Below are 23900 nucleotides of genomic sequence, written 5' to 3'. Positions count from 1 at the left end.
GCGGATCGTCGCCTCGTCGGTCTCGAAAACGGCAGTCAGATGCTGGACGCCGGCGAAGGCCTGCGCCTCGGCATAGGCGGCCTTGCCGCCAGCGCCGACCGGCCGCACATCGGCGGTCGGAAAAGTGCGCTGAAAGAGCGGTACCAGGCGGCGCTCGACCAGGACGATCGAGCGGGCGGCGCGCGCCAGGGCACAGCCGACGGAACTCGCATGATGGATCGCGGTGGCCAGACCCTGCTTTTCGGTTTCCATCAGATCGACCAGCAGTGTCTGGCCAGAAATATCCTGGCCCAGCCACTCGCCATCGACGCGGCCGTTGACGATGTGGCGTCGTGCGATCCTGAGTTCGGCGGCTGCGCCATAGGCGCCCATCCGCATCAGCGCCTTGCTGAGCTCGTCGATCAGGTGGACCTCGCCCCTCGACTTCGCAATGGATCCAAGAGCCAGGGCTTTCGGCAGTGCCGCCGGCCAATCGCGGGACTCGACGCTTCGCCGATAATCCGCCATCTGATCGGCAATGTCGCCGTCGCGCCAGCGAAGGAAGAGCTGCCGGCGGTGGCGTCGGAACCAGACCTTGTATTTGTAGCCTGCAAGCGCGACAGCGCGGCGCAACCGGCCGAGAAGTTGGCTACCCTCCATCGCCAGCTCCGCCGATGATTTGCATGACCCGTCCGCCTGCTTCCTGCACTGCCGACGCCCAGGCTCGGCCGCCTTTTCGGACCAGTCGAACGCTCGGATATGCGGCGACGGTCTCGCCAAAGGCCGGCCAGGACAGCCGAAACCCGTCGTCGAGCATGACAATCGTCGGCACGCCGAGCGCTCCGGCGAGGTTGGCGCCGGTATTGCTGATCGTCACCACGGCGTCGAGCGCCGCGATTTGGGCGGCAAAGCGGTCCATGTCCGTCAACTGGTCGACGGAAGCGTCATGGATGATGCGCCCCGGCGCGTGGCGCTCGAACTCGGAGAGGGCCGGCCCGACATCGCCATATTGCAAGCTGACGAGGCGCCCCGGCAGGCTGCCGAACAGCGTCCGCCAATCGTCCAGAGCCGGCAGATCCTTGCTCTTGTTCAGGCTTCCCCAGGCAAATCCGATCAGGGGACCTGGGCCGCCATCGAGATAGGTGCCGCGCAGCTCGGCAACCAGTCGGCGGTCCGGCTCCAGCGGAACGAAGGGCGCGCGTGGCGCCGGGTCGTCCGGCCAGAAATGCTTTGCGAGTGTCTCGAAACCGGCAACGACATCGGCGTCCACCGCCGCCATGTCCTCTTCCCCTTCAATCCTGACATCGAGCGCAGGATATGTTCTGCGATAAAGCGGTGCCAGTCGCGGCTCGACGAAGACTATGCATCGACCGGCAGCCGCGACGACTGGACCAAGCAGCGACGCGAACTGGAAAAAGATCGCCAGGTCGCCTTCGCGACGATCGACGAGAAGCGTGCGACCTGCAAGATCACTGCCATCCCAATCGGGCCTGCCGCGCAGCTGCTTGCTCGCCGCCATCAACTGCCAGATGCGATTTCCTCCGTCGAGACGCCTCAGTCCACGCCCCGCTTTCTTGATCAGCCCGAGATCGCCAAGCTGCTCACCAAGCACGCCAAGCGCCAGTGCATGGTCGCGAGCAGTTTGCCAGTCACCACGCTGCACGCTTTCCTCCATCAGCCTCATATGCCTTTCGGCACTTTCGTCGGCGTGGCGCGAGGGACGTCTAAGAAGTTCCTTTGCCCGCTCGAGAACCTTCTGCAGCCGCTTGCCGACGGCGCTCTGCGGGCGCAGATCGGCGGTTTTTGCTTTCTGAAGGATGGTTCGTCTGTTCTGCACGGCGATGTTCTATCGTCCTCGGGGAGCGTCGGAAAGCGTCGTCAGGATCGACGAGAGCCGCCGGCCGGCCTCGTCGAGCACCAGCGACCAAGGGCGCCCCTCCTTGCGAATGATAATGCCCTTCGGATACCAGGGTGTCCGGTCGCCGGTCACTGGCCATGCCGTCTGAAAATTATCGTCGATGAGGAAAACAGTCGGCACGCCAAGGGCTCCGGCGAGATGGGCCGCCGTATTGCTGATCGTCACGACAGCATCGAGTGCGGCGACCTGTGCCGCGAAACGGTCCATGTCGACCATCTGGTCGACGCTGTCGTCAAAGATCAGACGCGCGTCGTTGCCATTGCGAAGGCGCCGCAACGCCGGCTTGATCTGCCCGTACTGGAGCGAAACGAATGTCGCTTGTGTCTGGGCGATAAACCGTGCCCATTCAGGGAAATCAGGCACGTCTTTGGTGTGGGATTTGCTGCCCCAGGAGAGACCGACCAGCGGCAGATCCGTCATCGAGCGATAGCGCCTGCGGAATGTCTCGCCGAGTTCAGGATCTGCCCGCAGCGGCACGAAGTCGGCAGCAAGTTTTTCGGCATCGCGTCCGAACACCCAGGCGAGATCTTCGAAAGTCGCACGTTTGTCGCCGACCACATCCTGCTGCGCCGGGATCACGGTCGCCTTCGAGAACGTTCGTTGCAGGATTGATACCAGGCGCGGCTCGACCCGAATTGTTGCGCTTTGCGCATAGGCAGCGGCAGCGCCGGCCAGTCGCGCGTGGCGGATAACCCGGCCAAGGCTGCGCGGGTCATCCTCCACAAGATCGATCAGCAGTGTATCCGATCCGAGATTCTCGCCGGTCCAATCGTTGGCGCTTTTCCCTTTCCGCAGCCTGCGAGCGGAAAGCCGAAGCTCAGCTGCCCGCGCAAAGTTGCCAAGCCGTTCGAATGCCTGGCCCGCCTTCTGCATCAGCTCCGGGTCGCGATTGTGATCGGCCGTGACAGCCATCTCATTGGTACCGGCTTCAAGGCCTTTCCAGTCCCTGCGCACGATCAGCGCCTCAACCTTGGCCTGCAGCTCAAGAATGGAACGCGGCTGCTTGGGACCGGAAAACAACCTGCGTACCGCCTTTTTGTACCGGCGCAGCTGAAGGCCCAGTCCACCAATCACATACCGGACATAGGAACCGTGATAAAAGCTGGTCATCGGCCTTCAGCGCAATACGCTTTGCCGCAGCTTTTTGCCGCTTTCGACCATCGGATCGGGCGTCTCCAGGTGGAATATCGAACGATATATCTCGCTGTGTTTGGCAAGCTGGTCATGCGTTCCATCATCGACAAGCTGTCCGGCGTCAAACACGAGAGTACGATCGGCCGCCTTGATTGTAGACAGCCTGTGCGCAATGCAGATCACCGTGCGCTGAAATGTGTTGTCGAAGGCTGCCTCCATGACCGCCCGTTCGTTTTCGCCGTCGAGCGCCGATGTTGCTTCATCGTAGACAATCACAGGAGCATTCTTGAGCAGGGCGCGCGCGATGGCAACGCGTTGTTTCTGGCCGCCGGACAGGTTGGTGCCGCTCGGCCCGACAAGCGTGTCGAGCCCGTTTTCGAGCGCCGAAGCAAAGCTGGTGACCCGGGCGAGGTTCGCAGCGGACTCGATTTCCTGATCCGTGGCGTTCGGGCGGCCGTCGCGAATGTTGTCGCGGATCGAGCCTTCGAACAGAAAGACGTCCTGGGATACCAGTGCGATGTTATCGCGAACGTCGGCCAGGCTGATCTTCGAAATGTCCTTTCCGTCGATCAGGATCCTGCCCTTGTCCGGCTCCATCAGGCGCAGGATCAGATTGACGATGGTGGTCTTGCCGGCGCCGGAGCGGCCGACGATCGCCAGCTTCTCACGAGGTCGCACGTCGAAGGAAACACCCTCGAGCGCAGGGCTGTTGCCGTCATAGGAGAAGGCCACATCTTCAAAGCGGATACCACCATTGACGTCGGTCAGGCGCTCGCCTGCGATTGCGAGTCGCCGCTGCTCGGGCGTGTCGATCAAATCATACATCTGCTCGACGGCAACCATTTGCTTCTGGATGTCGACGTTGACCCGGGCCAACCGCTTGGCAGGCTCATAGGCAAGCAGGAACGCGGTAATGAAGGCCATGAATTCGCCAGGCGTCTTGCCGTTGCCGAGGGTCTGCCAGCTGGCGTACATAACGAAAAGCCCGATGATCACGCCGCCGCCGGTCTCCATCAATGGGCTCATCAATGCTGATGTCCGGTTGATCTGGATGCCACGTCTTTCCATCTTGCGGACGGCCTTTGCAAAGCTGGCAACCGCCTTGTCCTCGAGCTGGAAGGATTTGATGGTGCGGATGCCTTCGACGGCTTCCGTGCCGATCGACTGGACTTGTGCGGCCAATTCCGTCTCGCCCCTCGCCAGCGCCTTGAGCTTCCTGGTTATCGCGCCGACTGACAGGAACAGCATCGGCAGAACCGCCACGGATATCAGCGACATTACCGGGTCCTGCTTGACCATGACGCTGGCCAAGGCAATCAGGGTCAGCAGATCAGAGACGGCGCTGCTCGTGAGGGTGAGAATAACGGTCGCCCCGGCGCGCGCGTTGAACATGATTTTGGAGATGAATTTTGCCGGATGCTGGTTCGCGAAACGGCTGATGTCGAAATACACCATTCGGGAAAATTGACGGTTTTGCAGGTCCGAAACAATAGCCCGGCGAATCTTTCCCGTCGTGATGGTCTGGCAGTAGGCAGCTATGCCCTTGACCAGGAAAATGCCGATGATGACGACGCTGATACCCGATACAGCGGCAGCATCTCGCTCGACATAGATGGTGTTGATCATGACTTTCATGATCCAGGCCGCTGCGCCGGTCGCCGCAGCAGCGGCGATCGAGCACAGCAAACCTGTCACATACAGCATCTTGTGCGGCGGCAGATTTTCGCCGATCAGACGCTTGATCAGCGGATATGCCGAGGCCGTTGATACTCGTTTCTTTGTAATCATCTCGTCGCCGCCCGTTGCGATCCCGTCCGGTCTTCGTGATGTCTTGAAGCGCGAGACGGTTTCGATCACCTGTCTGTGGCTTCGTTCCCGACCGCAGTCAATGCCGAACCGGATCCTTGCACGTCATCGGCTTATGACCGTCGGTTCCTCGCATGCCAAGCCATGCGGCCCTTGCGCCATTCGTCGTCGGCCGCGCTATGCCTGGTCAGTGTTTTGCGAGGACCATGAGATGGCTTCCAAGAGGCGATGTGTGATTGCTTTTGATCGAAAAGCCCACATCCGAAAGCACCGCGATCATCTCCTTATCCTTGCCAGGGGGGACGCGGGCAACGATCGTTTGAGCACGCCTGGCGATATCGGACAGCACGCTTCGCGCCTTGTCCGCGCCCAGGCTCCATTGCATGTGATGGTAGACCGCCAGCAGCATGACGATGTCGTACTGCGGTTGGAGAACATTTTGCAGCTTCCGGCTGCCAAGATCGAGACAATCGAACCGGCTTTGGACTGGACAACCCAGGAAGATCATCCTGGCCGTCTCGATATGCGGCTTGAGAATGTCGATCCCATGGATCGAACTCGGTCCTAGCTTGGATATCTCATAGGCGACAACACCCATGTTGCAGCCAACATCGAGAATGGATTTCCCGGCGTAGTCGACCTCCGCGGAGAATAGCCCGTCCAGCCGGTCGTCCCACGTTCCCTTGAATCTCTTTTGTTTATTTGACCACCACAAATCATTGTTCTCCAAAAGCGGCGCCGGACTGGTTTCCTTGACGGAGGACGACTGTGCGCTGGGCCTTGGCCCCGGACCAGTTGCTGGCGCGCAAACGACACTGTCCAGAACGTCCTGTAAACGTAACCGCGGGAGAAAGGAACTCCTGATCACAGCATCCTGCGAAGACGTTTCGGGAAGTTGACGAACACCCGGCCCGACAAATCGACACATCGATTGGAAATCGCAATGTCGCTTGGCTCCCCCTACCCGGGCCTGCCCTCGAGTTCCTCAAACGCAGACCCCTTCGGCAAGGCAAGCCATGTTTGTTCTTGCTTTGTGCCGGCAGCTATGCTACTAATTTGCCCATGGTGCTGATTTGCACCAACGACCGTCTTGCCGCGACATGCGGTTTTTCAGCCAGGCTCAATCAAAGCTCGCCCGCATTGCCGGGCTTTTGGCGAATCACGGTCGAGCGCCAGCCTTTTCGGCAGCTTCCGAGAAGGGAAATCGGAAAAGCAGTTTCCGGTTCTCGTCGCAGATTTCGAATGAAAGGCCTGTCAGGACCGGGTTGCCGCTGAGCAGGCCCTCGGCCAGGATTTCCTTGGCCGAAGCCATGGCGTTATCCTGAGCCGCGGACAAACCGTCCAACTCCTGACCCTCGAAATCTTCCGTCAAGCGGCCCTCATTGTTTCGGAAATGGAAAAAATATCTCGGCATGGCTGCTCCGGTTGGTCGGTTTCTCTAATGCATGTCGCGCAAAAATGTGCAGCGGTTTTGCGACATGCATAAAAACAAGAACTTAAAGCGCGTCGCATGAGGCCGATCGACGCGACGCGCTTTAGTCGCGAGCGCCTCAGGAACAGCGTCGGATTTGTGCACGACAGCACCGTGCGATTTTGGCGTTGGGATTCATGGCGTTTAGGCCTTCATGCGTCAGGTCGATCGAACAGCACCCCCAGCCCATGTTCGAACGCACATGCCGCAATCATGTCGTCCAGGGCTTTTCCGGAGACCGGGCAATTCTGCATGACAGCCCTGATCGCGATCTCAGCCGCTGCGGTAGAAACCACACCGTGGCGCCTCTTCCTGGCCTCAATATATTGCTCGATCAGAATTTTCAGGCGCCGCGCTGCAATCTCGTCAACGACCATCGTTCTCCCTCGATTCGGCACAATGTCCGTCTTCCGGGGTCGGTCCTCCGGGTGAAGGTCCGCTGCCATAGCTAGCAGCGGACCACTCGGCTGGGTGAGCCAATGGCCCGAGGCGGGGGTGTCTCGGACCGCCACCACAATAGCGTCGGCAGGCCACTCGTTCCACAGAACGCTGTCGTTGGTAATTTTCGTACACTGAGCATTGCCGCAGGCAGTCTGCGACCGTGGGAGTTTTGGGCTATGCCGCGTCGCCGGGTACCGGATCAGTTCCGGTTTTGATAGCTGTAGATGCCCGCGCCGATCGCGACCGCTCCGACAGTGATCAGAATCGACGGCACTCCCATCGACGTGGCGATGATCCCCCAGACGATGGCGACGGCAATAGCGCCGGCCGTTCCCAGCACCAGTCTAAGCCGTTTCGACATTATCCGTTCCCCGAAAAGTGCATCTCTGGCCTTTTCTGGTCGAAATACCGCAATGCGGCACCGTTGTCTGCGCTTCGTCCAACTTTTTATGCCGCTCCTGAGCCCGACGGCTGAGGCGTAAGCGATCCGTATGCGGCCCTGTTGCAAACACCCACTCGACAATGAGGAAGCTTGGGCGCGAGCCCGAGAAGCGAGGCGTCAGAAAGCGAGGTATCTATGCATAATTTTCGGAATTTACTCCGGTTCGCGATCACGGGCATGGCGGCCACGACAACCGCAATAGTCATCACGGGCCTTACCCCCGAGACAACCGAAGCGACTTTGATTTGCCATAGGTTGGTCTGCCAGAAGGCGAGCAATGAAGGCAGTGCCTTCGGCACCAAGTATCAGCGCAAGTGCACCTGCGAAAATGTAAGCGAAAGCGCGACGGTCGCCGATCGGGCGCTCCGGCTGAATGCCACCCTTGCTTGCTCTAACGATCTGCGGCAGTTGGCGCCTATCGCCTCAACGCGTGATCGCCATGCCGATCCTCGCCGCTCATCGGCAACGGCCTATCGCCCTCGAGCAGGCGGGTGATCCGGGCGAAACCGGCAAAAGCCTTTCTCGCTTCCTCGGCCGACATCCGGCCGGCCATGGCCGCAGCGCAGCAATTCACGGCGCACTGGTAAACCGGCCCGCGCCGCCCGGCCGGCCATTTTCGCAAGAATGCCATAGCTTCGGCAACGTTGTCGATCTCCTCCACGGGCTGTCCCTGTCCGCGCAAAATCCGCACGGGCGAAAAGAATTGCAAGCGGTCCATCATTTCCTCCCCGTCGACCGGATGCGTGCGATCGAACCCCATTAAACTCGCGAACCCGACTTTGGTTCCCGGCAAAAGAGGGCTTGGCCTGGAAAATGTTGGCTGGATCAGACGAGCAGCGGTGGAAGCGCCAGGAAGCCCCAATTGAGTGACATCTTGCCATTGTACGGGAACGTTAGCGCGGCTGATGCATTTCGATGCCACGAGCCGTCTTTTTGAGGGAAATGCCAAAACATGAGAATAGCCCATGTGGCGCCGCTCCATGAATCCGTGCCACCCCGGTTCTATGGAGGGACGGAGCGCATCGTCTCCTATCTGACCGAGGGATTGGTCGAGCTTGGCCATGACGTGACCCTGTTCGCCAGCGGCGATACCAAGACGTCGGCGAAATTGGTAGCGTGTCGCGAGCGGGCGCTCCGTCTCGATCCGCGCCCGCACAAATCCGAAACCGCGGCGCATCTGGCGATGCTGGCCGAGGTGAGGAACCGAGCGCAACAGTTCGACATTATCCATTTCCATCTCAGCCACTTCCTGCATTTTCCTTTCTTCGAACACATGCCCGACCGGACGGTGACGACACCGCATGGCAGGCTCGACTATGTCGACTTGGCCCCGGCCTACGAGCGTTTTCCGCGCTTTCCGATGATCTCCATTTCGCGCAGCCAGAGAACCGGGTTACCCAGGGCCAATTGGCTGGCGACCATCCATCACGGGCTGCCGATCAATATGTACGAGCCGACTTTCGAGACGGATGCAGACGAGCCGTATCTGGCCTTTCTCGGCCGGCTGTCGCGCGACAAGCGCCCGGACCGCGCCATCGAGATCGCCTTGCGCTCCGGGCTGAAACTGAAGCTTGCGGCAAAGATCGGCGATGACGACCGCGCCTTTTTCCACGATACGGTCGAGCCGCTGATCGACGGCGACCGCGTCGACTATATCGGCGAGATCGAAGAGGACAGAAAAGCGGAATTCCTCGGCAAGGCGGCCGGCCTGCTGTTTCCGATCGATTGGCCGGAGCCGTTCGGTCTTGCCGCGATAGAGGCTATGGCCTGCGGCACGCCGGTGATCGCCTGGAAATGCGGCGCCCTGCCGGAAATCATCGACCACGGCGTGACCGGTTTCCTTGTCGATACGGTCGATGCTGCGGTCGCCTCGATACCGGAATTGCTGCGCCTCGACCGGCGACAGGTGAGAGCCGTATTCGAAAACCGTTTTTCTGCCACGAGAATGGCCCACGACTATGTAGCTGCCTATTCGCGCCTGATCAGCGCTCCCGGTGAAGCGAGAGCATCCTGATCGGCGTCATTGTGGACGTTGGAACGAAACGACAGAGCTTGTGACGTATGAATCAACTCGACGAGCGTAAGCTTGATCCCGCCGTAGCCCTTGCCTCCCTCGACGAGGTTGCGCCCCGGGAGCCGCACCGGCTGTTCGCCCTCAAGCAAGGCGACTGCTTCGCGGTGGCCGACGCCTATGGCGACATCCGCGGCGCCGGCGACGGTTTTTTCCGAGACGATACGCGTGTGCTTTCGGAATTCCGGCTGACGGTCGGTGGCCGGCAAATGTCGTTGCTAGGCGCATCGCTCAGCCAGGACAATGTGCTTTTCACCTCGAACCTGACCAATCTGCCAATCCAGAGTGTCGGTGGTCGCGACATTCCGCAGGGCGCGATCCACATAGAACGTGTCAGGCTGCTTTGGCAGGACCGGCTGTTCGAGCGCATCACCCTTTCCAACTACAGCCAGGAATCGTCGGCCATTCGGGTTTCCTTGCATTTCGCAGCAGATTTCCGTGACATGTTCGAGGTGCGCGGTTCGACCCGGCTCAAGCGCGGAATAGCCCACGCCGCCGAGACCAGCCCGACATCCGTGGTGCTTCGATATGACGGGCTGGACCAGCTCGTACGCCTGTCGGCGATCTCGTTCTCGCAGGCGCCGGACAATTTGACCCCCAGCCGTGCGGATTTCCTGGTTGCGGTGACGAAGCGCAGCAGCGAGGTCCTCTATATCGAGGTCGGCCCGGAAGTGGCGGAGACACCCGACCGCGACCGTTTTCGGGCTGCCGCCGCCCGCGCTCGCTTCGGCATGCGCGCCAAACGCCGCCACGGTGCGACGGTTCACAGCTCCGGCCGCGTCTTCAACGACTGGATCGAACGCGCGCGCGCGGACGTGGCGCTGCTGACCACCGAGCTTGCAACCGGACCTTACCCCTATGCCGGCATACCCTGGTTCTCGACGGCATTTGGCCGTGACGGGGTAATTTCCGCACTGCAGATGCTGTGGTTGAATCCTGGGCTGGCGCGCGGCGTACTCGCCTTTCTCGCCCAGCATCAGGCAACCGAAACGTCGCCGTTCAGCGATTCGCAGCCGGGCAAGATCATGCACGAGACCCGCAAGGGCGAGATGGCGGCGCTGCGGGAGCTCCCGTTCGGCCGCTATTACGGCGGTGTCGATACCACGCCGCTCTACATTCATCTCGCTTGCGCCTATGCGGATCGAACCGGCGACATGGCGTTTGTCGACAGTCTGTGGCCATCGCTCTGTGCAGCGGCCGAATGGACGGAGGAGACAAGCCGCGCGACCGGCTTCGTTACCTACCAGCGCGGCGCCGAGACCGGCCTCGCCAACCAGGGCTGGAAGGACAGTTTCGATTCCGTCTTCCATGCCGATGGCCGCATGCCCAAGGGGCCGATCGCTCTAGTCGAGGTGCAAGGCTACGTCTTTGCCGCGTTCCGTGGGCTGGCAGCGCTCGCCCGCCGCCGCGGCGAGGACGACAAGGCCGATCATTGGGAGGAACGCGCCGAAACCATGCGCGCCGCGGTGGAACGCCATTTCTGGATGGACGATCTCAATTTCTATGCACTGGCGATCGATGGTGCAGGCGAGCTCTGCAAGGTACGGACGTCGAATGCCGGCCATCTTCTCTTTGTCGGGCTGCCCGAGCCGGAACGGGCGCAGATGGTCGCCGATCAGCTGCTCTCCGCGTCGTTCCACTCTGGTTGGGGAGTGAGGACGCTGGCCGACGATGCGATATTCTTCAACCCGATGTCCTACCACAATGGTTCGATCTGGCCGCACGACACCGCCATGTGCGGTGCCGGCTTGGCACGTTATGGCGTCCGCGACAGCGTGGTCCGGCTGATGAGCGGCACGTTTGAATCGGCTGTCCATTTCAACATGCGGCTGCCGGAACTGTTCTGCGGCTTTACCCGGTCGCCAGGCGAAGCGCCGATCGCCTATCCCGTCGCGTGCCTGCCGCAAGCCTGGTCAGCGGGATCGGCCTTCATGCTGATGCAGGCCTGCCTTGGGCTCGAAATCGACGGCTGGAACGGCGAAATCCGGGTCACCCGCCCAAGGCTGCCGATCGGCATCGACACGCTGACATTGCGGCATCTGGGTGTCGGCTCGACAGTGGTCGACCTCACATTCCAGCGTGTCGGCGACCGGGTCGTCGCCTTTCTCGCCGATCGGTATGAGGGGATGGTGCCGCTCATCGTGCGCACTTGATGCCGCCGCGCTGCGGCGCATCGAAAATGACGCGCGGCATTGCAATCGTCCGGAACCGATAGCCTCTTTGTGCGTTGCAAAAATGGGCGGCTGGGCAACGCTGTCGTTGTCACACGGCCGCGAACCAGAAAACAAATAAAAAACGGCTATCAGCTGGCCGGAGGCGAGATCACATTCCATGTCAGATTATACTGTAAACCTGCTCTGGGTTTTGCTGATCGCAAGTTTTGGCTTTTCCGCTTTTGCCATTCTCCTATCGATATCCCGCCAGCGTCGCGGCCGCGCAACGGCGGCCGCATACACGCCGAGCGAGGATGTCGCATCGGAAGCGGCACGCAAGGTGCTGCGCGAGTTCGAAAAGAACGGCCAGTCGGCCGATGCGGCACTGGTCACGTGGTCGCCCGACACTTTGCGCAAGATCCTGGCCGACGACCTGCCGGACGCACAGGTCATCGTGGTGTCCAACCGCGAACCCTACATCCACAACATCAAGGATGACGGGGTGCAACTTTTGGTGCCGGCCAGCGGGCTGGTTTCGGCACTCGAGCCCATCACCCGCGCCTGTGCCGGCACCTGGATCGCCTATGGCGGCGGCACGGCAGACCGCCTCACCGTCGACAAAGACGACCGGGTGCAGGTGCCGCCAGGCAATCCGTCCTACACGCTGCGCAGGGTCTGGCTGACGGAGGAGGAATATCAGGGCTATTATCTGGGCTTCGCCAATGAGGGCCTATGGCCGCTTTGCCATATTGCCTTCACCCGCCCCGTGTTTCGCGCCTCGGACTGGGACGCCTACGAGGCCGTCAACCGCAAATTCGCCGATACGGTGGTTGCCGAAGCCCGCAACGAACGGCCGATCGTGCTGGTGCAGGACTACCATTTTGCGCTGCTGCCGCGCATGATTCGCCAGCGCCTGCCGGACGCGATAGTCATCACCTTCTGGCATATCCCGTGGCCCAATTCGGAAGTGTTCAGCATCTGTCCGTGGCGTGAGCGGATCCTGGAAGGACTGCTCGGCAGTTCGATCATCGGCTTTCATACCCAATTCCATGCCAACAACTTCACCGAAAGTGTCGACCGCTTTCTGGAGAGCCGGATCGAACGGGCAGACGCGGCAATCTCCTATGGTGGGCAGACCACGTTGGTCCACGCCTATCCCATTTCCATAGAATGGCCGGCCCAATTGCTGGCAAAACTGCCGTCTGTGGAGGAGTGCCGCGCCAGCGTACGCGACAGATTCGGCCTGTCTACGGATACCAAACTATGCGTTGGCGTCGAGCGCCTCGACTACACGAAAGGCATTCTCGATCGCTTCCATGCCTTGGACGAATTGTTCACGAGATATCCCGAATGGATAGGCAAGGTGGTTTTCCTGCAGATCGCCGCGCCGAGCCGGGGGACATTGCCCGCCTACCAGCAACTCCATGACGAATGCCGTCGCTATGCCGAGGAGCTCAACCGGCGTTATGGCAGCGAGACATACAGCCCTATCCTGATGGTCGCCGAACATCATCGGCAGGAGCAGGTCTACGAGGTCTATCGCGCCGCCGACATCTGCATGGTCACCAGCCTGCATGACGGCATGAACCTTGTCGCCAAGGAATTCGTCGCGGCGCGCGACGACGAACAGGGCGTGCTTTTGCTCAGCACCTTTGCCGGCGCCTCACGCGAATTGCTGGAAGCACTGATCGTCAACCCCTACGATGCGGCCATGATGAGCGAGGCGCTGTTGCAGGCGCTGACGATGACGCCGGATGAGCAGCGCGAGCGTTTGCGGCCGATGCGCGAGATGGTCCGCGACAACAACGTCTACCGCTGGGCCGGCAGCATGCTGCTGGATGCCGCGCGCCTGCGCAAACGCGGCGATCTCGACAGGGTGACCGGAACCGGCGAGCGCCCGCCATCGAACACCAACAACGTCATCTCGATGTTCGAGCGGGCACGGAAGGCAGCATCGTGAAAAGCTTTGAACAACCGCCGGCGTTGAACCTGCCGGAAGGACAATGGGCGCTCTTCCTCGACATAGACGGAACCCTGCTGGAACACGCTGCCCATCCCGACGCGGTGTTCGTCGGCGAGGAATTGCGCAACCTGCTTGGACACATCGAGCGGCGGCTGGATGGTGCGGTCGCCTTCATCACCGGCCGATCGATCCCCGCCGTGGACAAGCTGTTCCATCCGCTGAAGCTGCGGATCGCCGGACTGTATGGGCTGGAGCATCGGCTGACGCCGAGCGGTCCGATCGATGCCGCCGACGCGCCGGCCGACATCGCCGCCCTTGCCGACGAGATCGAGGCCGAACTGGGCAGCGGCAAGGTCTATGTCGAACGCAAGGGGCCGGTCCTTGCCGTTCATACAAGAGCAGCACCGCAACTGCTTGCGCCTGCAATCCAGCTGGTCGAACAGGCATTGGCCCGGCTTCCGAAGGGTTATCGGGTGCTTCCGGGAAATGCCGGCGTCGAGCTGATGCCTTTGGAAGCCGTCAAAGGTGCTGCCATCAGGCGTTTTATGGACATTCCGCCCTTTGTCGGCCGGCGGCCGATATTCCTCGGAGACGATACATCGGACGAACACGGTTTCGAGGCGATCAACGAAATTGGCGGCATCTCCATCCGCGTGAAGCCGAACGGACCGACGGCCGCAACCTATGCCCTCGACGACGTGACCGGCGCAATAGCCTGGCTCGAGGCCAGTTTCGAGACGTCGGCGGTGGCCGGTGCTCGACCGGCCGGCAAGCAAGCAGCGACCGAATCAGCGGCGAAGCTCAATATCGCAGCCACGGCATCGTCCGGCCGATAAGCGCGTTTCTCATTGAATGACTTTAAGCCCAAAGCCGGCAAATCGTCTGCTTGCCGGTTCCCCTGCGTCAGGCTTAACCTGCGTGCCATGCGTGGAGGCGCGTGCGGTTGCAAGGGGAGGACATAGCAATGACCATACAAGGCGCATCACCGGACCTGTAAATGAGGATCTCGCTCCGGCGAAGGTTCGAAACTGGGGACCGTTCTCGATCTTCAACGTCTGGACGTCGGACGTCCACAGCCTGTGGGGCTATTATCTGGCGGCCAGCCTGTTCCTGTTTTGCGGTGGCTTCGTCAACTTCATCATCGCCATCGGTATCGGTTCGCTGATCATCTATGCGTTGATGAACATGGTCGGCTATGCCGGCGTGAAGACCGGGGTGCCCTACCCTGTCCTGGCGCGCGCTTCCTTCGGCATCTGGGGCGCCAACATACCGGCGCTGGTGCGCGCCATCGTCGCCTGCTTTTGGTACGGCGCGCAGACGGCGGCGGCCTCCGGCGCGATCGTAGCCCTGCTGATCCGCTCGCAATGGTTCGCCGACTTCAACCAGGGCACACATTTCCTCGGCCACTCTGGGCTCGAGGTGATCTGCTTCGTCGTCATATGGGCGCTGCAGCTCCTGATCATCCAGAAGGGCATGGAAACGGTGCGCCGCTTCCAGGATTGGGGCGGACCGGCGGTGTGGGTGATGATGCTGATCCTGGCGATCTATCTTTGCATCAAGGCAGGCACCTTCGCCTTCACCAGCGACATCCCGATGGATGTGCTGCTGGAAAAGACAAAGGACGCAGGCGTGCCGGGCACGCCGGGCTCCTGGACCTCGCTGTTTGCGGTGGCGGCGATCTGGGTGACCTATTTCTCCGCACCTATCTCAACTTCTGCGATTTCGCGCGCTACGCCCCGGACAAGGCATCGCTGCGCAAGGGCATCATCTGGGGCCCTGCCGGTCAATCTTATCCTGTTCTCGCTGGTCGCCGGCGTAACCACGATCGCCGCCTTCGACGTCTATGGCGAGGTGCTGCTGCATCCCGACCAGATCTCGGCGAAGTTCGACAGCTGGTTCCTGGCGGCGCTCGCAGCCCTGACCTTTGCGGTGGCGACGCTTGGCATAAATGTGGTGGCGAACTTCGTGTCGCCGGCCTTCGACTTCTCCAACGTCTTTCCACGGCAGATCGACTTCAAGAAGGGCGGCTACATCGCGGCGCTGATCGCGCTTGTGCTTTATCCTTTCGCGCCCTGGGAAGGCAGTGCTGCCTCCTTCGTCAACATCATTGGCGCGACGATGGGGCCGATCTTCGGCGTGATGATGGTCGACTACTACCTGATCCGGAAGGGCGAGGTCGACGTCGAGGCGCTCTACAGGGAGAATGGCGAATTCCGCTTTCAGGGCGGCTGGCATGTTAATGCCTTCATCGCCGCCGGTATCGGCGCGGTCTTCTCCTCGATCCTGCCCAACTTCACCAGCCTGCTGCCGTCATGGTGGGGCGTCTATGGCTGATTCTTCGGCGTGGCAATTGCCGGCGTCATCTACTACGTGCTGCGCACGATGGCACTCGGTGCCGGAGCCAGGATAGCCAAGGCCTGAACGGACTCGGGGCGGCGCGAGCCGCCCCGTTTATTCTGCGACCATCTTGGCCAGGCGGCGCACTGTATTCCAGTTGCGCGAGGTGCCGATGCCGAGACGTTTGTGGCTCACCGCCGCAAGCAGCCGCGAACTCGGCATCTCGCGGGAAAAGATGATCCAGATGTCGCCGTCGACAATCCGCAGCTTCTCGTCCTTGCCGGCATATGCCTCAAGCGCCGCGGCGGTCTCGGCGGGAACGGGCGCCCGCATCACGCGCACCGCCACCTGGTCCGCGGTCTCAGCCGATTCGGCTGGGAACGGATTGCCGGCCGCCAGCCTCAGCCAGCCGTCGGCGCGGCGCACGATGATGTCGACGTGGCGGCCGAAAGTCTTTGCGAACGCCGCCTCCAGCCGCTGCTCCAACGCCGCAAGTTCTGTTTCTTGCGCCTCGAAGACCAGATTGCCGGTCGCTACCAGCGTGCGCGGGTTATTCAGACCCAGGCTTTCGGCCATCGCCTTCAGATCGGACATGACGACCCGCCGCCCCTCGCCCAGGACAATGCTGTAGAGCAGCGCGACGTAAGTTTGCATGGGCGGCTAGTCTAGACCAGCCGCGACTGCTCTACCGCCGCCTCGATGAAGCTGGCAAACAGCGGGTGGGGATCGAGCGGCCGGCTTTTCAATTCGGGATGGTACTGCACGCCGATGAACCAGGGGTGGTCGGGATATTCGACCGTTTCCGGCAGCACCCCGTCCGGCGACATGCCGGCAAACACCAGGCCGCAATCCTCGAGCCGCTCCTTGTAGTCGACATTGACCTCGTAGCGGTGGCGATGGCGTTCGGAAATCTGCGTATCGCCATAGATCTCGGCGATCTTCGATCCCTTGGCGAGGTCGGCCTGGTAGGCACCGAGCCGCATGGTACCGCCGAGGTCGCCGGTTTCCCTGCGCTTTTCCAGCATGTTGCCCTTCAGCCATTCGGTCATCAAGCCGACGACCGGCTCCGCGGTCGGGCCGAACTCGGTCGATGATGCGTGTTCGACGCCAGCCAGCGAACGCGCCGCCTCGATGCAGGCCATCTGCATGCCGAAGCAGATGCCGAAATACGGCACCTTGCGCTCGCGCGCGAACTTCGCCGCCAGGATCTTGCCCTCCGAGCCGCGCTCGCCAAAACCGCCGGGGACGAGAATGCCATGGACCTTCTCCAGCCACGGCGCCGGGTCTTCCTTTTCGAATATCTCGCTTTCGATCCAGTCGAGCTTGACCTTGACCCGGTTGGCGAGGCCGCCATGCGACAGCGCCTCGATCAGCGATTTGTAGGCGTCCTTGAGGCCGGTATATTTGCCGACGACGGCAATGGTCACTTCGCCTTCCGGATTGTGGATGCGGTTGGACACCGCTTGCCACCGTTCCATGCGCGGCTTCGGCGCCGGATCGATGCCGAAGGCGGCCAGAACTTCCGAGTCGAGCCCTTCGTTGTGATAGGCCATCGGCACGTCGTAGATATGCGGCACGTCGAGCGCCTGGATGACGGCGCTTTCGCGGACATTGCAGAACAGCGACAGCTTTCTGCGCTCTTCCTTGGGGATCGGCCGGTCGGCGCGGACCAGCAGTATGTCGGGTGCAATGCCGATGCCGCGCAACTCCTTGACCGAATGCTGCGTCGGCTTGGTCTTCAGTTCGCCCGCCGTCGGAATATAAGGCATCAAGGTCAGGTGGACGTAGACGGCGTTGTTGCGCGGCAGGTCGTTGCCGAGCTGGCGGATCGCTTCCAGGAACGGCATCGCTTCGATGTCGCCGACGGTGCCGCCGATCTCGCACAGCACGAAATCGTAGTCGTCATTGCCGTTGAGGACGAAGTTCTTGATCTCGTCGGTGACGTGCGGAATGACCTGCACGGTGGCGCCGAGATAGTCGCCGCGCCGCTCGCGCTCGATGATGTTCTTATAGATACGGCCGGTGGTGATGTTGTCCTGCTGGTTGGCCGAGCGGCCGGTGAAGCGCTCATAATGGCCAAGATCGAGATCGGTCTCGGCCCCGTCATCGGTCACGAAGACTTCGCCGTGCTGGTAGGGCGACATCGTGCCGGGATCGACGTTGAGATAGGGATCGAGCTTTTTGATGCGTGCGCGATAGCCTCGCGCCTGCAAGAGAGCCCCAAGGGCCGCTGCAGCAATGCCTTTTCCAAGTGAGGAAACCACGCCGCCTGTGATGAATACATATCGCGCCATGGGAGTCATCGCTTAACGCGGCCGAATTGATTCCGCCAGAGAAAAAACCGCCGCGAAGGCTTTTTCCCAAGAAGGCGCTCTAGTCGTTGGCGTATCAAAACAAAAGGGCCGGCGAGGCCGGCCCTTTTGCCACGATCTGTCAAAGCGTCAGATGATGACGACTTTGGTGCCTACTTTCACCCGGCGGTAAAGATCCATTACGTGCTCGTTGATCATGCGGAAGCAGCCATTGGAGGCGCTGGTTCCGATCGACTGCGGCGCAATGGTGCCGTGGATGCGCAGATGGGTATCTTTCTTGCCGTCGTAAAGATAGATGGCGCGCGCACCGAGCGGATTGTCGCCGCCGCCGGGCATGCCGTCCTTGTACTGGCCATAGTGCTTGGGTTCGCGCTTTTGCATATCCAGCGTCGGAATCCAGCGCGGCCATTCCTGCTTGTCGCCGACGGCAACCGTACCCTTGAACTGCAGGCCTTCCCGGCCGACCGCGATGGCATAACGGCGGGCGGTTGACGATGATTCGACGAGGTAGAGACGACGGGCGCTGGTATCGATGACGATGGTGCCGGCGTTGTAGCCGGTGAATTCGACCTCCTGCGGCACGAATTCCGGCTTGACCTTGAACTGCCGCTTGGCCTGCTTCCTTTCGAGCGCGGCGTCGAGCGCGCGTGTTTCCGGAAGCAGCGACATCGACGAAGACGATGTGCCGCCGAACAGTCCCGCGAACAGCCCGACGCTCTGCGGCTTTTGCCCGACCGGTTCGCTGCGCAACTCGCCATTGTTGCCGGTCAGCGCAACGTTCATGGCCTCGGCCGGGATCGGCTCGGCCGATTGGATCGGCGCAATGGGCGTAATCGGTTCGATGATGTTAACGGTCTTCTTCTTTGCCGGCGTGGCGTCAGCCACCTTGGCCGCCGCGAGCGGCTGGCCCTTCTTGGCAAGGAATGCCTGCCGTTCCGCATCGGCTTTGGCTTTCGCCGCCTCGCGCATCGCCAGCTTCCTGGCTTCGAGTGCCTTGGCGCGAGCGGCTTCCTTGTCGGCTGCGATCTTGGCTTCGATCTTGCGAATCTGCGCAAGGTCGTCCGGCGTCGGATCTTTCTTCTTTTTGAGAAGCTTCAATTGCGCCGCATCGCTTTTGGCAGCGACGTTGACGAGGTCGGTTGTTGCTGCGGCTTTATGGGCCGAATTTGCCGTCGGCATGGCCGCGTAAGCGGGCGCACCTAGGCTGAGCACGGCACAAAGGCCGGCAAAAATGAAGCTGCGAAGCTGCATGGGGAAGATCCGATCGTTCAATGCTTGTTGCCCACGGCGTCGCCCGGCGCCCCCCAAGGACGCCGAGAATGCCGCGTGCAACGTATAATCGATTAGCCGGAAGCGCCTCAAGCGTGAGGCGCGGTCGAATCTTCTTGATCGTGCGGCATTTGCCGCGACTGTGTTCAAACGACAACAGATCGCGGCATAAGTTGCCCGATTACTGGTTGGGGACCTGCGGCGTGGCCGGCGCTGTGGCGCCGTTTGTCGCTGGCGGCGTCGCCGGAGCGGTTGCCGGCGGCGTCGTTGCCGCACCATTGCCGGACGGCGGGGTCGGCGCCGTGGTGCCCGAAGGCGGCGCCGGCGTCGTGGTTCCGGGCAATTGGTTGAGTACGCCCTTGCCGTCCGAGGTTGCCGGCACGCGATCTAGAATGTCGATCGGCTTCTCGCCATAGCGCGCAACGATCGACAATGTCAGCGAAGTGACGAAGAAAGCCGCGGCCAGGATCGCCGTCGCCCGCGTCAGCGCATTGGCGGCGCCTCGCGCAGTCATGAAGCCCGATCCGCCGCCGATGCCGAGGCCGCCGCCTTCGGAGCGCTGCAGCAGCACCACGCCGACAAGCGCGAGCACGACCATGAGGTGGACGACGATCAGTACGGTTTCCATAATTTATCCTGGCAAGGCCTTGCGCGGCCGCTGATTTGGAGGCGGCTCAATACAATGCTTTGACGGCATTTCCAAGCCCGTGGCCGGAATATGGGATGCAATGCGTTCTTTGCAACGATTTCGGCGCCGGCCGTCGCTCAAATCCAGCAAGCTGTCCCGGTATCAAGCGATGTTTCGATAGGCTTCCGCGATGCCGAGGAAGTCCGCTGCCTTCAGGCTGGCGCCGCCGACCAGCGCGCCGTCGACATTCCTGACGCCGAGCAGCTCGACGGCGTTGGACGGCTTGACCGAACCGCCGTAGAGAATGCGCATCTTGGCCGCCGTATTGCCAAGCTTCCGCCCCAGTTCTTCGCGGATATGCGCATGTGCCTCGGCGACGTCGGCGACGGTCGGGGTCAAGCCGGTGCCAATCGCCCATATTGGCTCATAGGCAATGACGGTGTTGGAAGCCGTGGCGTTTGGCGGGACCGAGCCAGCGACCTGGCGCGACAGCACGTCGAGCGTGGCTCCTGCTTCGCGTTCGGCTCTTGTTTCACCAATGCATATGATGGCCACCAGCCCGGCGCGCCATGCAGCGGAGGCCTTGGCCTGCACAATGGCATCGTCTTCCTTGCGATCGGCGCGGCATTCGGAATGGCCGACGATGACATGGCTGGCGCCCACATCCTTCAGCATCTCGGCCGAGATACAGCCGGTATAGGCGCCGCTTTCCTCGGTGTGGCAATCCTCGCCACCGGCCCGCACCGGCGTGCGCGACAGAATCTCGGCGGCGTGCGCAAGCAAGGTCGCCGGCACGCAGACCACCGCTTCGGTCTCGGCGTCGAGCCCGCTCATGAAGCCGTTGCCGATCATCCTGAGCTCGTTGAGCGAGGCGCTGGTACCGTTCATTTTCCAGTTGCCGGCGACGAGCGGGCGGATTCCAGGCGTCATGGGATTTGTTTCTCCGGGCAATTTCCAGCTGGCCCTCACTATCAAAATCAGGCCACAAAGCAATCGACAGTGGGCAGGAAGGGCGCTATTGCGCTTGTTTCAGACTCGGCGCATGCGAAATGCGCAAAAATCGGAAGTACTCATGCTTGGTATGTTGAGAAGCGCGGCGGGGACCTGGGTCGCGAAACTGCTGCTGTCATTGTTGGTGTTGAGCTTCGCCATTTGGGGCATCTCGGGGCGGCTGATGGGCGGTCTTGCCGGCCATGACGCCGTGATTACGGCCGGAGGCACCAAGGTCTCGATTAACGAATACCGCCTCGCCTACGATCGCCAGCTCAGCGTCATGTCGCAGCAATTCGGTCAACGCATCAGTCGTGAGCAGGCGACGGCGCTCGGCATCGACAACCAGGTGCTGGCGCAACTCGTGTCGGGCGCCGTCCTCGACGAGCAGGCCCGCAAGCTCGGCCTCGGCCTGTCCAAGGACCGGCTCGCCGAACTGACGCGTGAAGACCCGGCGTTCAAAGGGCCTGCCGGAACCTTCGATAGGAGAACCTTCGAGTACCTGCTTCGGCAGATCGGCATGCGGCCGGAAGACTATTTGAAGAACCGCGCCCAGGTGGCGGTCCGCCAGCAGATCGTCGAGGCGGTTTCGGACGGCCTCAAGGCCCCGGATACATTTTTCAAGGCGGTCGCGCTCTATCGCGGCGAAGATCGCACCATCGATTACCTGACCTTGCCGAAATCGCTTGTCGAGCCGATAGAAGCGCCGTCCGACAGCGTGCTTTCGGCCTATTTCGGGGAAAACAAGAAAACCTACGCCGCGCCCGAATACCGTAAGTTCTCCTATGTCAGGCTCGAACCGGAAGACATCATGGATTTGAGTGCGGTGACCGACCAACAGGTCAGCGACGACTACAACAAGAACAAGGCGCGCTACACCACGCCGGAGATGCGCACCATCGAGCAGCTTGTATTCAAGACGCCTGATGCCGCAAAGGCGGCGCTCGATTCGCTCAGGACCGGCGCGACCTTCGATAAGATCGTCGCCGCCGAAGGCAAGGCGCCGGCCGACACGCTGCTCGGCACGCTGGCCAAGGACAAGATCGCCGACAAGGCAGTTGCCGATGCCGCCTTCAAGCTCAACGTCAATGAGGTCAGCCCGGTCGTACAAGGCGCATTTGGTCCCGTTCTGCTGCGCGTAACCGAGATCAAGCCGGAAGTGGTGAAGCCGCTGGCCGAAGTATCCGAGCAGATCCGCAAGGATCTGGCACTGGGCGAGGCAAGCCGCATCTTGCTGGACGTGCACGACAATTACGAGGATACGCGCGCCTCGGGCAGTTCGCTCGCCGAGGCAGCCGCCAAATTGAAGCTGAAGGTCGTCACCATCGACGCCATCGACCGCACCGGCCAGCGGCCGGATGGAAGCATCGTCAAAGACCTGCCGGAATCGCCGGCACTCATCAAGGCGGTGTTCGAATCCGAACCCGGAACCGACAATGAAGGTCTCACCACCGCCGATAACGGCTTCGTCTTCTACGACGTGAGCGCGATCACGCCGGCCCGCGACCGCACATTGGACGAAGTCCGCCAGAAGGTCGTGGCCGACTGGACCGCGGCGGAGACCACCAAACGGCTCACCGCAAAGGCACAAGAGCTCGAGAAGCGTCTCAAGGCCGGCGCCACGATCGAGGTGATCGCCGGTGAGCTCAAGCTCGAAAAGCAGACCAAGCGCGGCGTCAAGCGCGATGCTGACGACGTCGATTTCGGCAAGGAAGGGGCCGCCGCGATGTTCGGCGTCGGCGAAGGCGGCACCGGGCTGATCCCCTCGCCTACGGGCGACGGACAGGTCCTGTTCAAGGTTGCCGAGGTGTTCGAGCCTGCCGGGGCCGATGCCAGCTCAGTACCCCAGGACGCGCAGAAATCCTTCACCTCCGGTATGTCCGACGACCTGCTCGACCAGTTGGTGGCGCAGTTGCAGACGCAATATGACGTCCGCATCGATCAGACCGCCGTAACCCAAGCCCTGGCCAGATGAGCGCGCTGAAGATCCACATCGCCAAGGTCGCCGCCGGCAGCGCTCTTTCGTTCGAGGAGGCGCGCGAGGCCTTCGACATCATCATGTCCGGCGATGCCACCCCCGGCCAGATCGGCGGCTTCCTGATGGCATTGCGCGTGCGCGGTGAGACGGTCAGCGAGATCGCCGGCGCCGTCGCCACCATGCGCGCCAAGATGCTGCGCGTCGAAGCTCCCGAGGGCGCCATCGACATTGTCGGCACCGGCGGCGACAATTCGCACAGTGTCAACATTTCGACCGCATCCGCTTTCGTCATCGCCGGCAGCGGCGTGCCCGTCGCCAAGCACGGCAATCGCGGACTGTCCTCGCTGACTGGCGCCGCCGATGTGCTGATCGCATTGGGCGTCAAGATCGACATCCCTCCGGAGACGATCGGCCGCTGCATCCACGAGGCCGGAGTTGGCTTCATGTTCGCGCCGGCGCATCACCCGGCGATGAAGCATGTCGGCCCGACCCGGGTCGAGCTCGGCACCCGCACCATCTTCAACCTGCTGGGCCCGCTTTCCAATCCGGCCAGTGTCAGACGGCAGATGGTCGGCGTGTTCCTGCCCGAATGGATCATGCCGGTGGCAGAAACGTTGAAGGAGCTTGGTGCCGACCATGCCTGGGTGGTCCATGGCGACGGCTATGACGAGATCACCACCACTGGCGAGACGCAGGTCGCCGAATTGGCCGGCGGCGAGATACGCAGCTTTAAGCTAACCCCTGAAGCAGTCGGGCTGACGCGTCACACCAAGGACGAGTTGCGCGGCGGCGACGCCGCCCACAATGCCCAGGCAATGCGCGACATGCTGGGCGGCGCCGCCGGCGCCTTTCGCGATACGGTGCTGATGAATGCCGGCGCCGGGCTGGTGGTGGCCGGCAAGGCGACGACACTTGCCGACGGCATGGTGACGGCAACGCAGGCCATCGACAGCGGCCGCGCGCTAAAAGTGCTCGACAGGCTGGTCGAGATTTCGAACGGTTAAAACT

The 23900-nt window shown here is 61.7% G+C and carries 21 protein-coding genes; 7 read left to right on the top strand and 14 right to left on the bottom strand.

All coding sequences use genetic code 11. The features are described from left to right. The 9 genes from E5W70_RS00670 to E5W70_RS00630 all read right to left on the bottom strand — a co-directional run. On the bottom strand, nt 1-639 hold a 639-nt coding region (locus tag E5W70_RS00670), incomplete at its 3' end, for a hypothetical protein (RefSeq protein WP_292653546.1). Continuing rightward, on the bottom strand, nt 629-1816 hold the full coding sequence (locus tag E5W70_RS00665; protein WP_292653545.1) for a hypothetical protein: 1188 nt from the start codon (nt 1814-1816) through the stop codon (nt 629-631). The genes E5W70_RS00670 and E5W70_RS00665, both read right to left, overlap by 11 nt. A gap of 9 nt (nt 1817-1825) precedes the next feature. Further along, entirely contained in the window at nt 1826-3007 is a 1182-nt protein-coding gene (locus E5W70_RS00660) for a hypothetical protein (protein ID WP_292653544.1), read from the bottom strand. Between the two features lie 6 nt (nt 3008-3013). Next, nucleotides 3014-4819, bottom strand: coding sequence for an ABC transporter ATP-binding protein (locus tag E5W70_RS00655; RefSeq protein WP_292653543.1), 1806 nt, complete (start codon nt 4817-4819; stop codon nt 3014-3016). Between the two features lie 205 nt (nt 4820-5024). Further along, nucleotides 5025-5567 (bottom strand): class I SAM-dependent methyltransferase, encoded by a 543-nt coding sequence (locus tag E5W70_RS00650; RefSeq protein ID WP_292653542.1) that lies wholly within the window; start codon nt 5565-5567, stop codon nt 5025-5027. 429 nt (nt 5568-5996) lie between these two features. After that, nucleotides 5997-6149, bottom strand: coding sequence for a hypothetical protein (locus tag E5W70_RS00645; RefSeq protein ID WP_292653541.1), 153 nt, complete (start codon nt 6147-6149; stop codon nt 5997-5999). A 311-nt stretch (nt 6150-6460) separates the two neighbouring features. Further along, nucleotides 6461-6685, bottom strand: a complete 225-nt coding sequence (locus E5W70_RS00640) for a hypothetical protein (RefSeq protein WP_292653540.1) — start codon at nt 6683-6685, stop codon at nt 6461-6463. A 263-nt stretch (nt 6686-6948) separates the two neighbouring features. Continuing rightward, a complete protein-coding gene (locus E5W70_RS00635; protein WP_292653539.1) occupies nt 6949-7110 on the bottom strand; it encodes a hypothetical protein in 162 nt (53 codons plus the stop codon). Nucleotides 7111-7606: 496 nt separating this feature from the next. Further along, complete coding sequence (locus E5W70_RS00630; RefSeq protein ID WP_292653615.1) at nt 7607-7909, bottom strand: DUF982 domain-containing protein; 303 nt, start codon at nt 7907-7909, stop codon at nt 7607-7609. 234 nt (nt 7910-8143) lie between these two features. Here E5W70_RS00630 and E5W70_RS00625 point away from each other — a divergent pair, with 234 nt between their 5' ends. From E5W70_RS00625 to E5W70_RS00605, 5 genes are all read left to right on the top strand, one after another. Beyond that, nucleotides 8144-9205, top strand: a complete 1062-nt coding sequence (locus E5W70_RS00625; RefSeq protein WP_292653538.1) for a glycosyltransferase family 4 protein — start codon at nt 8144-8146, stop codon at nt 9203-9205. 47 nt (nt 9206-9252) lie between these two features. Continuing rightward, on the top strand, nt 9253-11415 hold the full coding sequence (locus E5W70_RS00620; protein WP_292653537.1) for an amylo-alpha-1,6-glucosidase: 2163 nt from the start codon (nt 9253-9255) through the stop codon (nt 11413-11415). A 178-nt stretch (nt 11416-11593) separates the two neighbouring features. After that, nucleotides 11594-13375: a trehalose-6-phosphate synthase gene (locus E5W70_RS00615; protein ID WP_292653536.1), complete on the top strand. Its 1782-nt coding sequence runs from the start codon at nt 11594-11596 to the stop codon at nt 13373-13375. After that, on the top strand, nt 13372-14214 hold the full coding sequence (gene otsB / locus E5W70_RS00610; RefSeq protein ID WP_292653535.1) for a trehalose-phosphatase: 843 nt from the start codon (nt 13372-13374) through the stop codon (nt 14212-14214). The genes E5W70_RS00615 and otsB overlap by 4 nt, the downstream gene beginning before the upstream one ends. 91 nt (nt 14215-14305) lie before the next feature. Continuing rightward, the gene (locus E5W70_RS00605) at nt 14306-15712 is read left to right on the top strand and encodes an NCS1 family nucleobase:cation symporter-1 (protein WP_292653534.1); all 1407 of its coding nucleotides are present in this window, start codon (nt 14306-14308) and stop codon (nt 15710-15712) included. A 117-nt stretch (nt 15713-15829) separates the two neighbouring features. Here the strand turns inward: E5W70_RS00605 and E5W70_RS00600 are convergent, their stop codons facing one another. The 5 genes from E5W70_RS00600 to tpiA form a co-directional block, all read right to left on the bottom strand. Further along, on the bottom strand, nt 15830-16369 hold the full coding sequence (locus tag E5W70_RS00600) for a DUF1697 domain-containing protein (protein ID WP_292653533.1): 540 nt from the start codon (nt 16367-16369) through the stop codon (nt 15830-15832). 11 nt (nt 16370-16380) lie between these two features. After that, complete coding sequence (locus E5W70_RS00595) at nt 16381-18009, bottom strand: CTP synthase (RefSeq protein ID WP_292653532.1); 1629 nt, start codon at nt 18007-18009, stop codon at nt 16381-16383. Nucleotides 18010-18156: 147 nt separating this feature from the next. Then, nucleotides 18157-19278, bottom strand: coding sequence for a L,D-transpeptidase (locus E5W70_RS00590; protein ID WP_292653531.1), 1122 nt, complete (start codon nt 19276-19278; stop codon nt 18157-18159). Between the two features lie 199 nt (nt 19279-19477). Further along, a complete protein-coding gene (gene secG / locus E5W70_RS00585) occupies nt 19478-19924 on the bottom strand; it encodes a preprotein translocase subunit SecG (RefSeq protein ID WP_292653530.1) in 447 nt (148 codons plus the stop codon). A 162-nt stretch (nt 19925-20086) separates the two neighbouring features. Next, nucleotides 20087-20854, bottom strand: a complete 768-nt coding sequence (tpiA, locus tag E5W70_RS00580) for a triose-phosphate isomerase (RefSeq protein WP_292653529.1) — start codon at nt 20852-20854, stop codon at nt 20087-20089. A 142-nt stretch (nt 20855-20996) separates the two neighbouring features. On the opposite strand from tpiA, the gene E5W70_RS00575 reads away from it, so the two are divergent. Both E5W70_RS00575 and trpD read left to right on the top strand, forming a co-directional pair. Next, a complete protein-coding gene (locus E5W70_RS00575) occupies nt 20997-22889 on the top strand; it encodes a SurA N-terminal domain-containing protein (RefSeq protein ID WP_292653528.1) in 1893 nt (630 codons plus the stop codon). Then, nucleotides 22886-23896 carry an anthranilate phosphoribosyltransferase gene (gene trpD, locus E5W70_RS00570; RefSeq protein ID WP_292653527.1) on the top strand — a complete coding sequence of 337 codons (1011 nt, stop codon included), beginning with the start codon at nt 22886-22888 and terminating at the stop codon, nt 23894-23896. Before E5W70_RS00575 ends, trpD begins: the two co-directional genes overlap by 4 nt. The last annotated feature ends 4 nt before the right edge of the window (nt 23897-23900 follow it).

Source organism: Mesorhizobium sp., assembly GCF_005063415.1.
Taxonomy (GTDB): domain Bacteria; phylum Pseudomonadota; class Alphaproteobacteria; order Rhizobiales; family Rhizobiaceae; genus Mesorhizobium.
The sequence above is the reverse complement of the archived record's forward strand: the minus strand, read 5'-3'. Positions and strand labels throughout refer to the sequence as shown.

Excerpts from the sequence above, each read along its gene's own strand:
- E5W70_RS00590 (WP_292653531.1), bottom strand. The coding sequence starts at position 19,278 with ATGCAGCTTCGCAGCTTCATTTTTGCCGGCCTTTGTGCCGTGCTCAGC.
- E5W70_RS00575 (WP_292653528.1), top strand. The coding sequence starts at position 20,997 with ATGCTTGGTATGTTGAGAAGCGCGGCGGGGACCTGGGTCGCGAAACTG.
- E5W70_RS00630 (WP_292653615.1), bottom strand. The coding sequence starts at position 7,909 with ATGGACCGCTTGCAATTCTTTTCGCCCGTGCGGATTTTGCGCGGACAG.
- E5W70_RS00595 (WP_292653532.1), bottom strand. The coding sequence starts at position 18,009 with ATGGCGCGATATGTATTCATCACAGGCGGCGTGGTTTCCTCACTTGGA.
- trpD (WP_292653527.1), top strand. The coding sequence starts at position 22,886 with ATGAGCGCGCTGAAGATCCACATCGCCAAGGTCGCCGCCGGCAGCGCT.
- E5W70_RS00635 (WP_292653539.1), bottom strand. The coding sequence starts at position 7,110 with ATGTCGAAACGGCTTAGACTGGTGCTGGGAACGGCCGGCGCTATTGCC.
- E5W70_RS00615 (WP_292653536.1), top strand. The coding sequence starts at position 11,594 with ATGTCAGATTATACTGTAAACCTGCTCTGGGTTTTGCTGATCGCAAGT.
- secG (WP_292653530.1), bottom strand. The coding sequence starts at position 19,924 with ATGGAAACCGTACTGATCGTCGTCCACCTCATGGTCGTGCTCGCGCTT.
- E5W70_RS00640 (WP_292653540.1), bottom strand. The coding sequence starts at position 6,685 with ATGGTCGTTGACGAGATTGCAGCGCGGCGCCTGAAAATTCTGATCGAG.
- E5W70_RS00620 (WP_292653537.1), top strand. The coding sequence starts at position 9,253 with ATGAATCAACTCGACGAGCGTAAGCTTGATCCCGCCGTAGCCCTTGCC.
- E5W70_RS00660 (WP_292653544.1), bottom strand. The coding sequence starts at position 3,007 with ATGACCAGCTTTTATCACGGTTCCTATGTCCGGTATGTGATTGGTGGA.
- tpiA (WP_292653529.1), bottom strand. The coding sequence starts at position 20,854 with ATGACGCCTGGAATCCGCCCGCTCGTCGCCGGCAACTGGAAAATGAAC.
- E5W70_RS00625 (WP_292653538.1), top strand. The coding sequence starts at position 8,144 with ATGAGAATAGCCCATGTGGCGCCGCTCCATGAATCCGTGCCACCCCGG.
- E5W70_RS00655 (WP_292653543.1), bottom strand. The coding sequence starts at position 4,819 with ATGATTACAAAGAAACGAGTATCAACGGCCTCGGCATATCCGCTGATC.
- E5W70_RS00645 (WP_292653541.1), bottom strand. The coding sequence starts at position 6,149 with ATGGCTTCGGCCAAGGAAATCCTGGCCGAGGGCCTGCTCAGCGGCAAC.
- E5W70_RS00600 (WP_292653533.1), bottom strand. The coding sequence starts at position 16,369 with ATGCAAACTTACGTCGCGCTGCTCTACAGCATTGTCCTGGGCGAGGGG.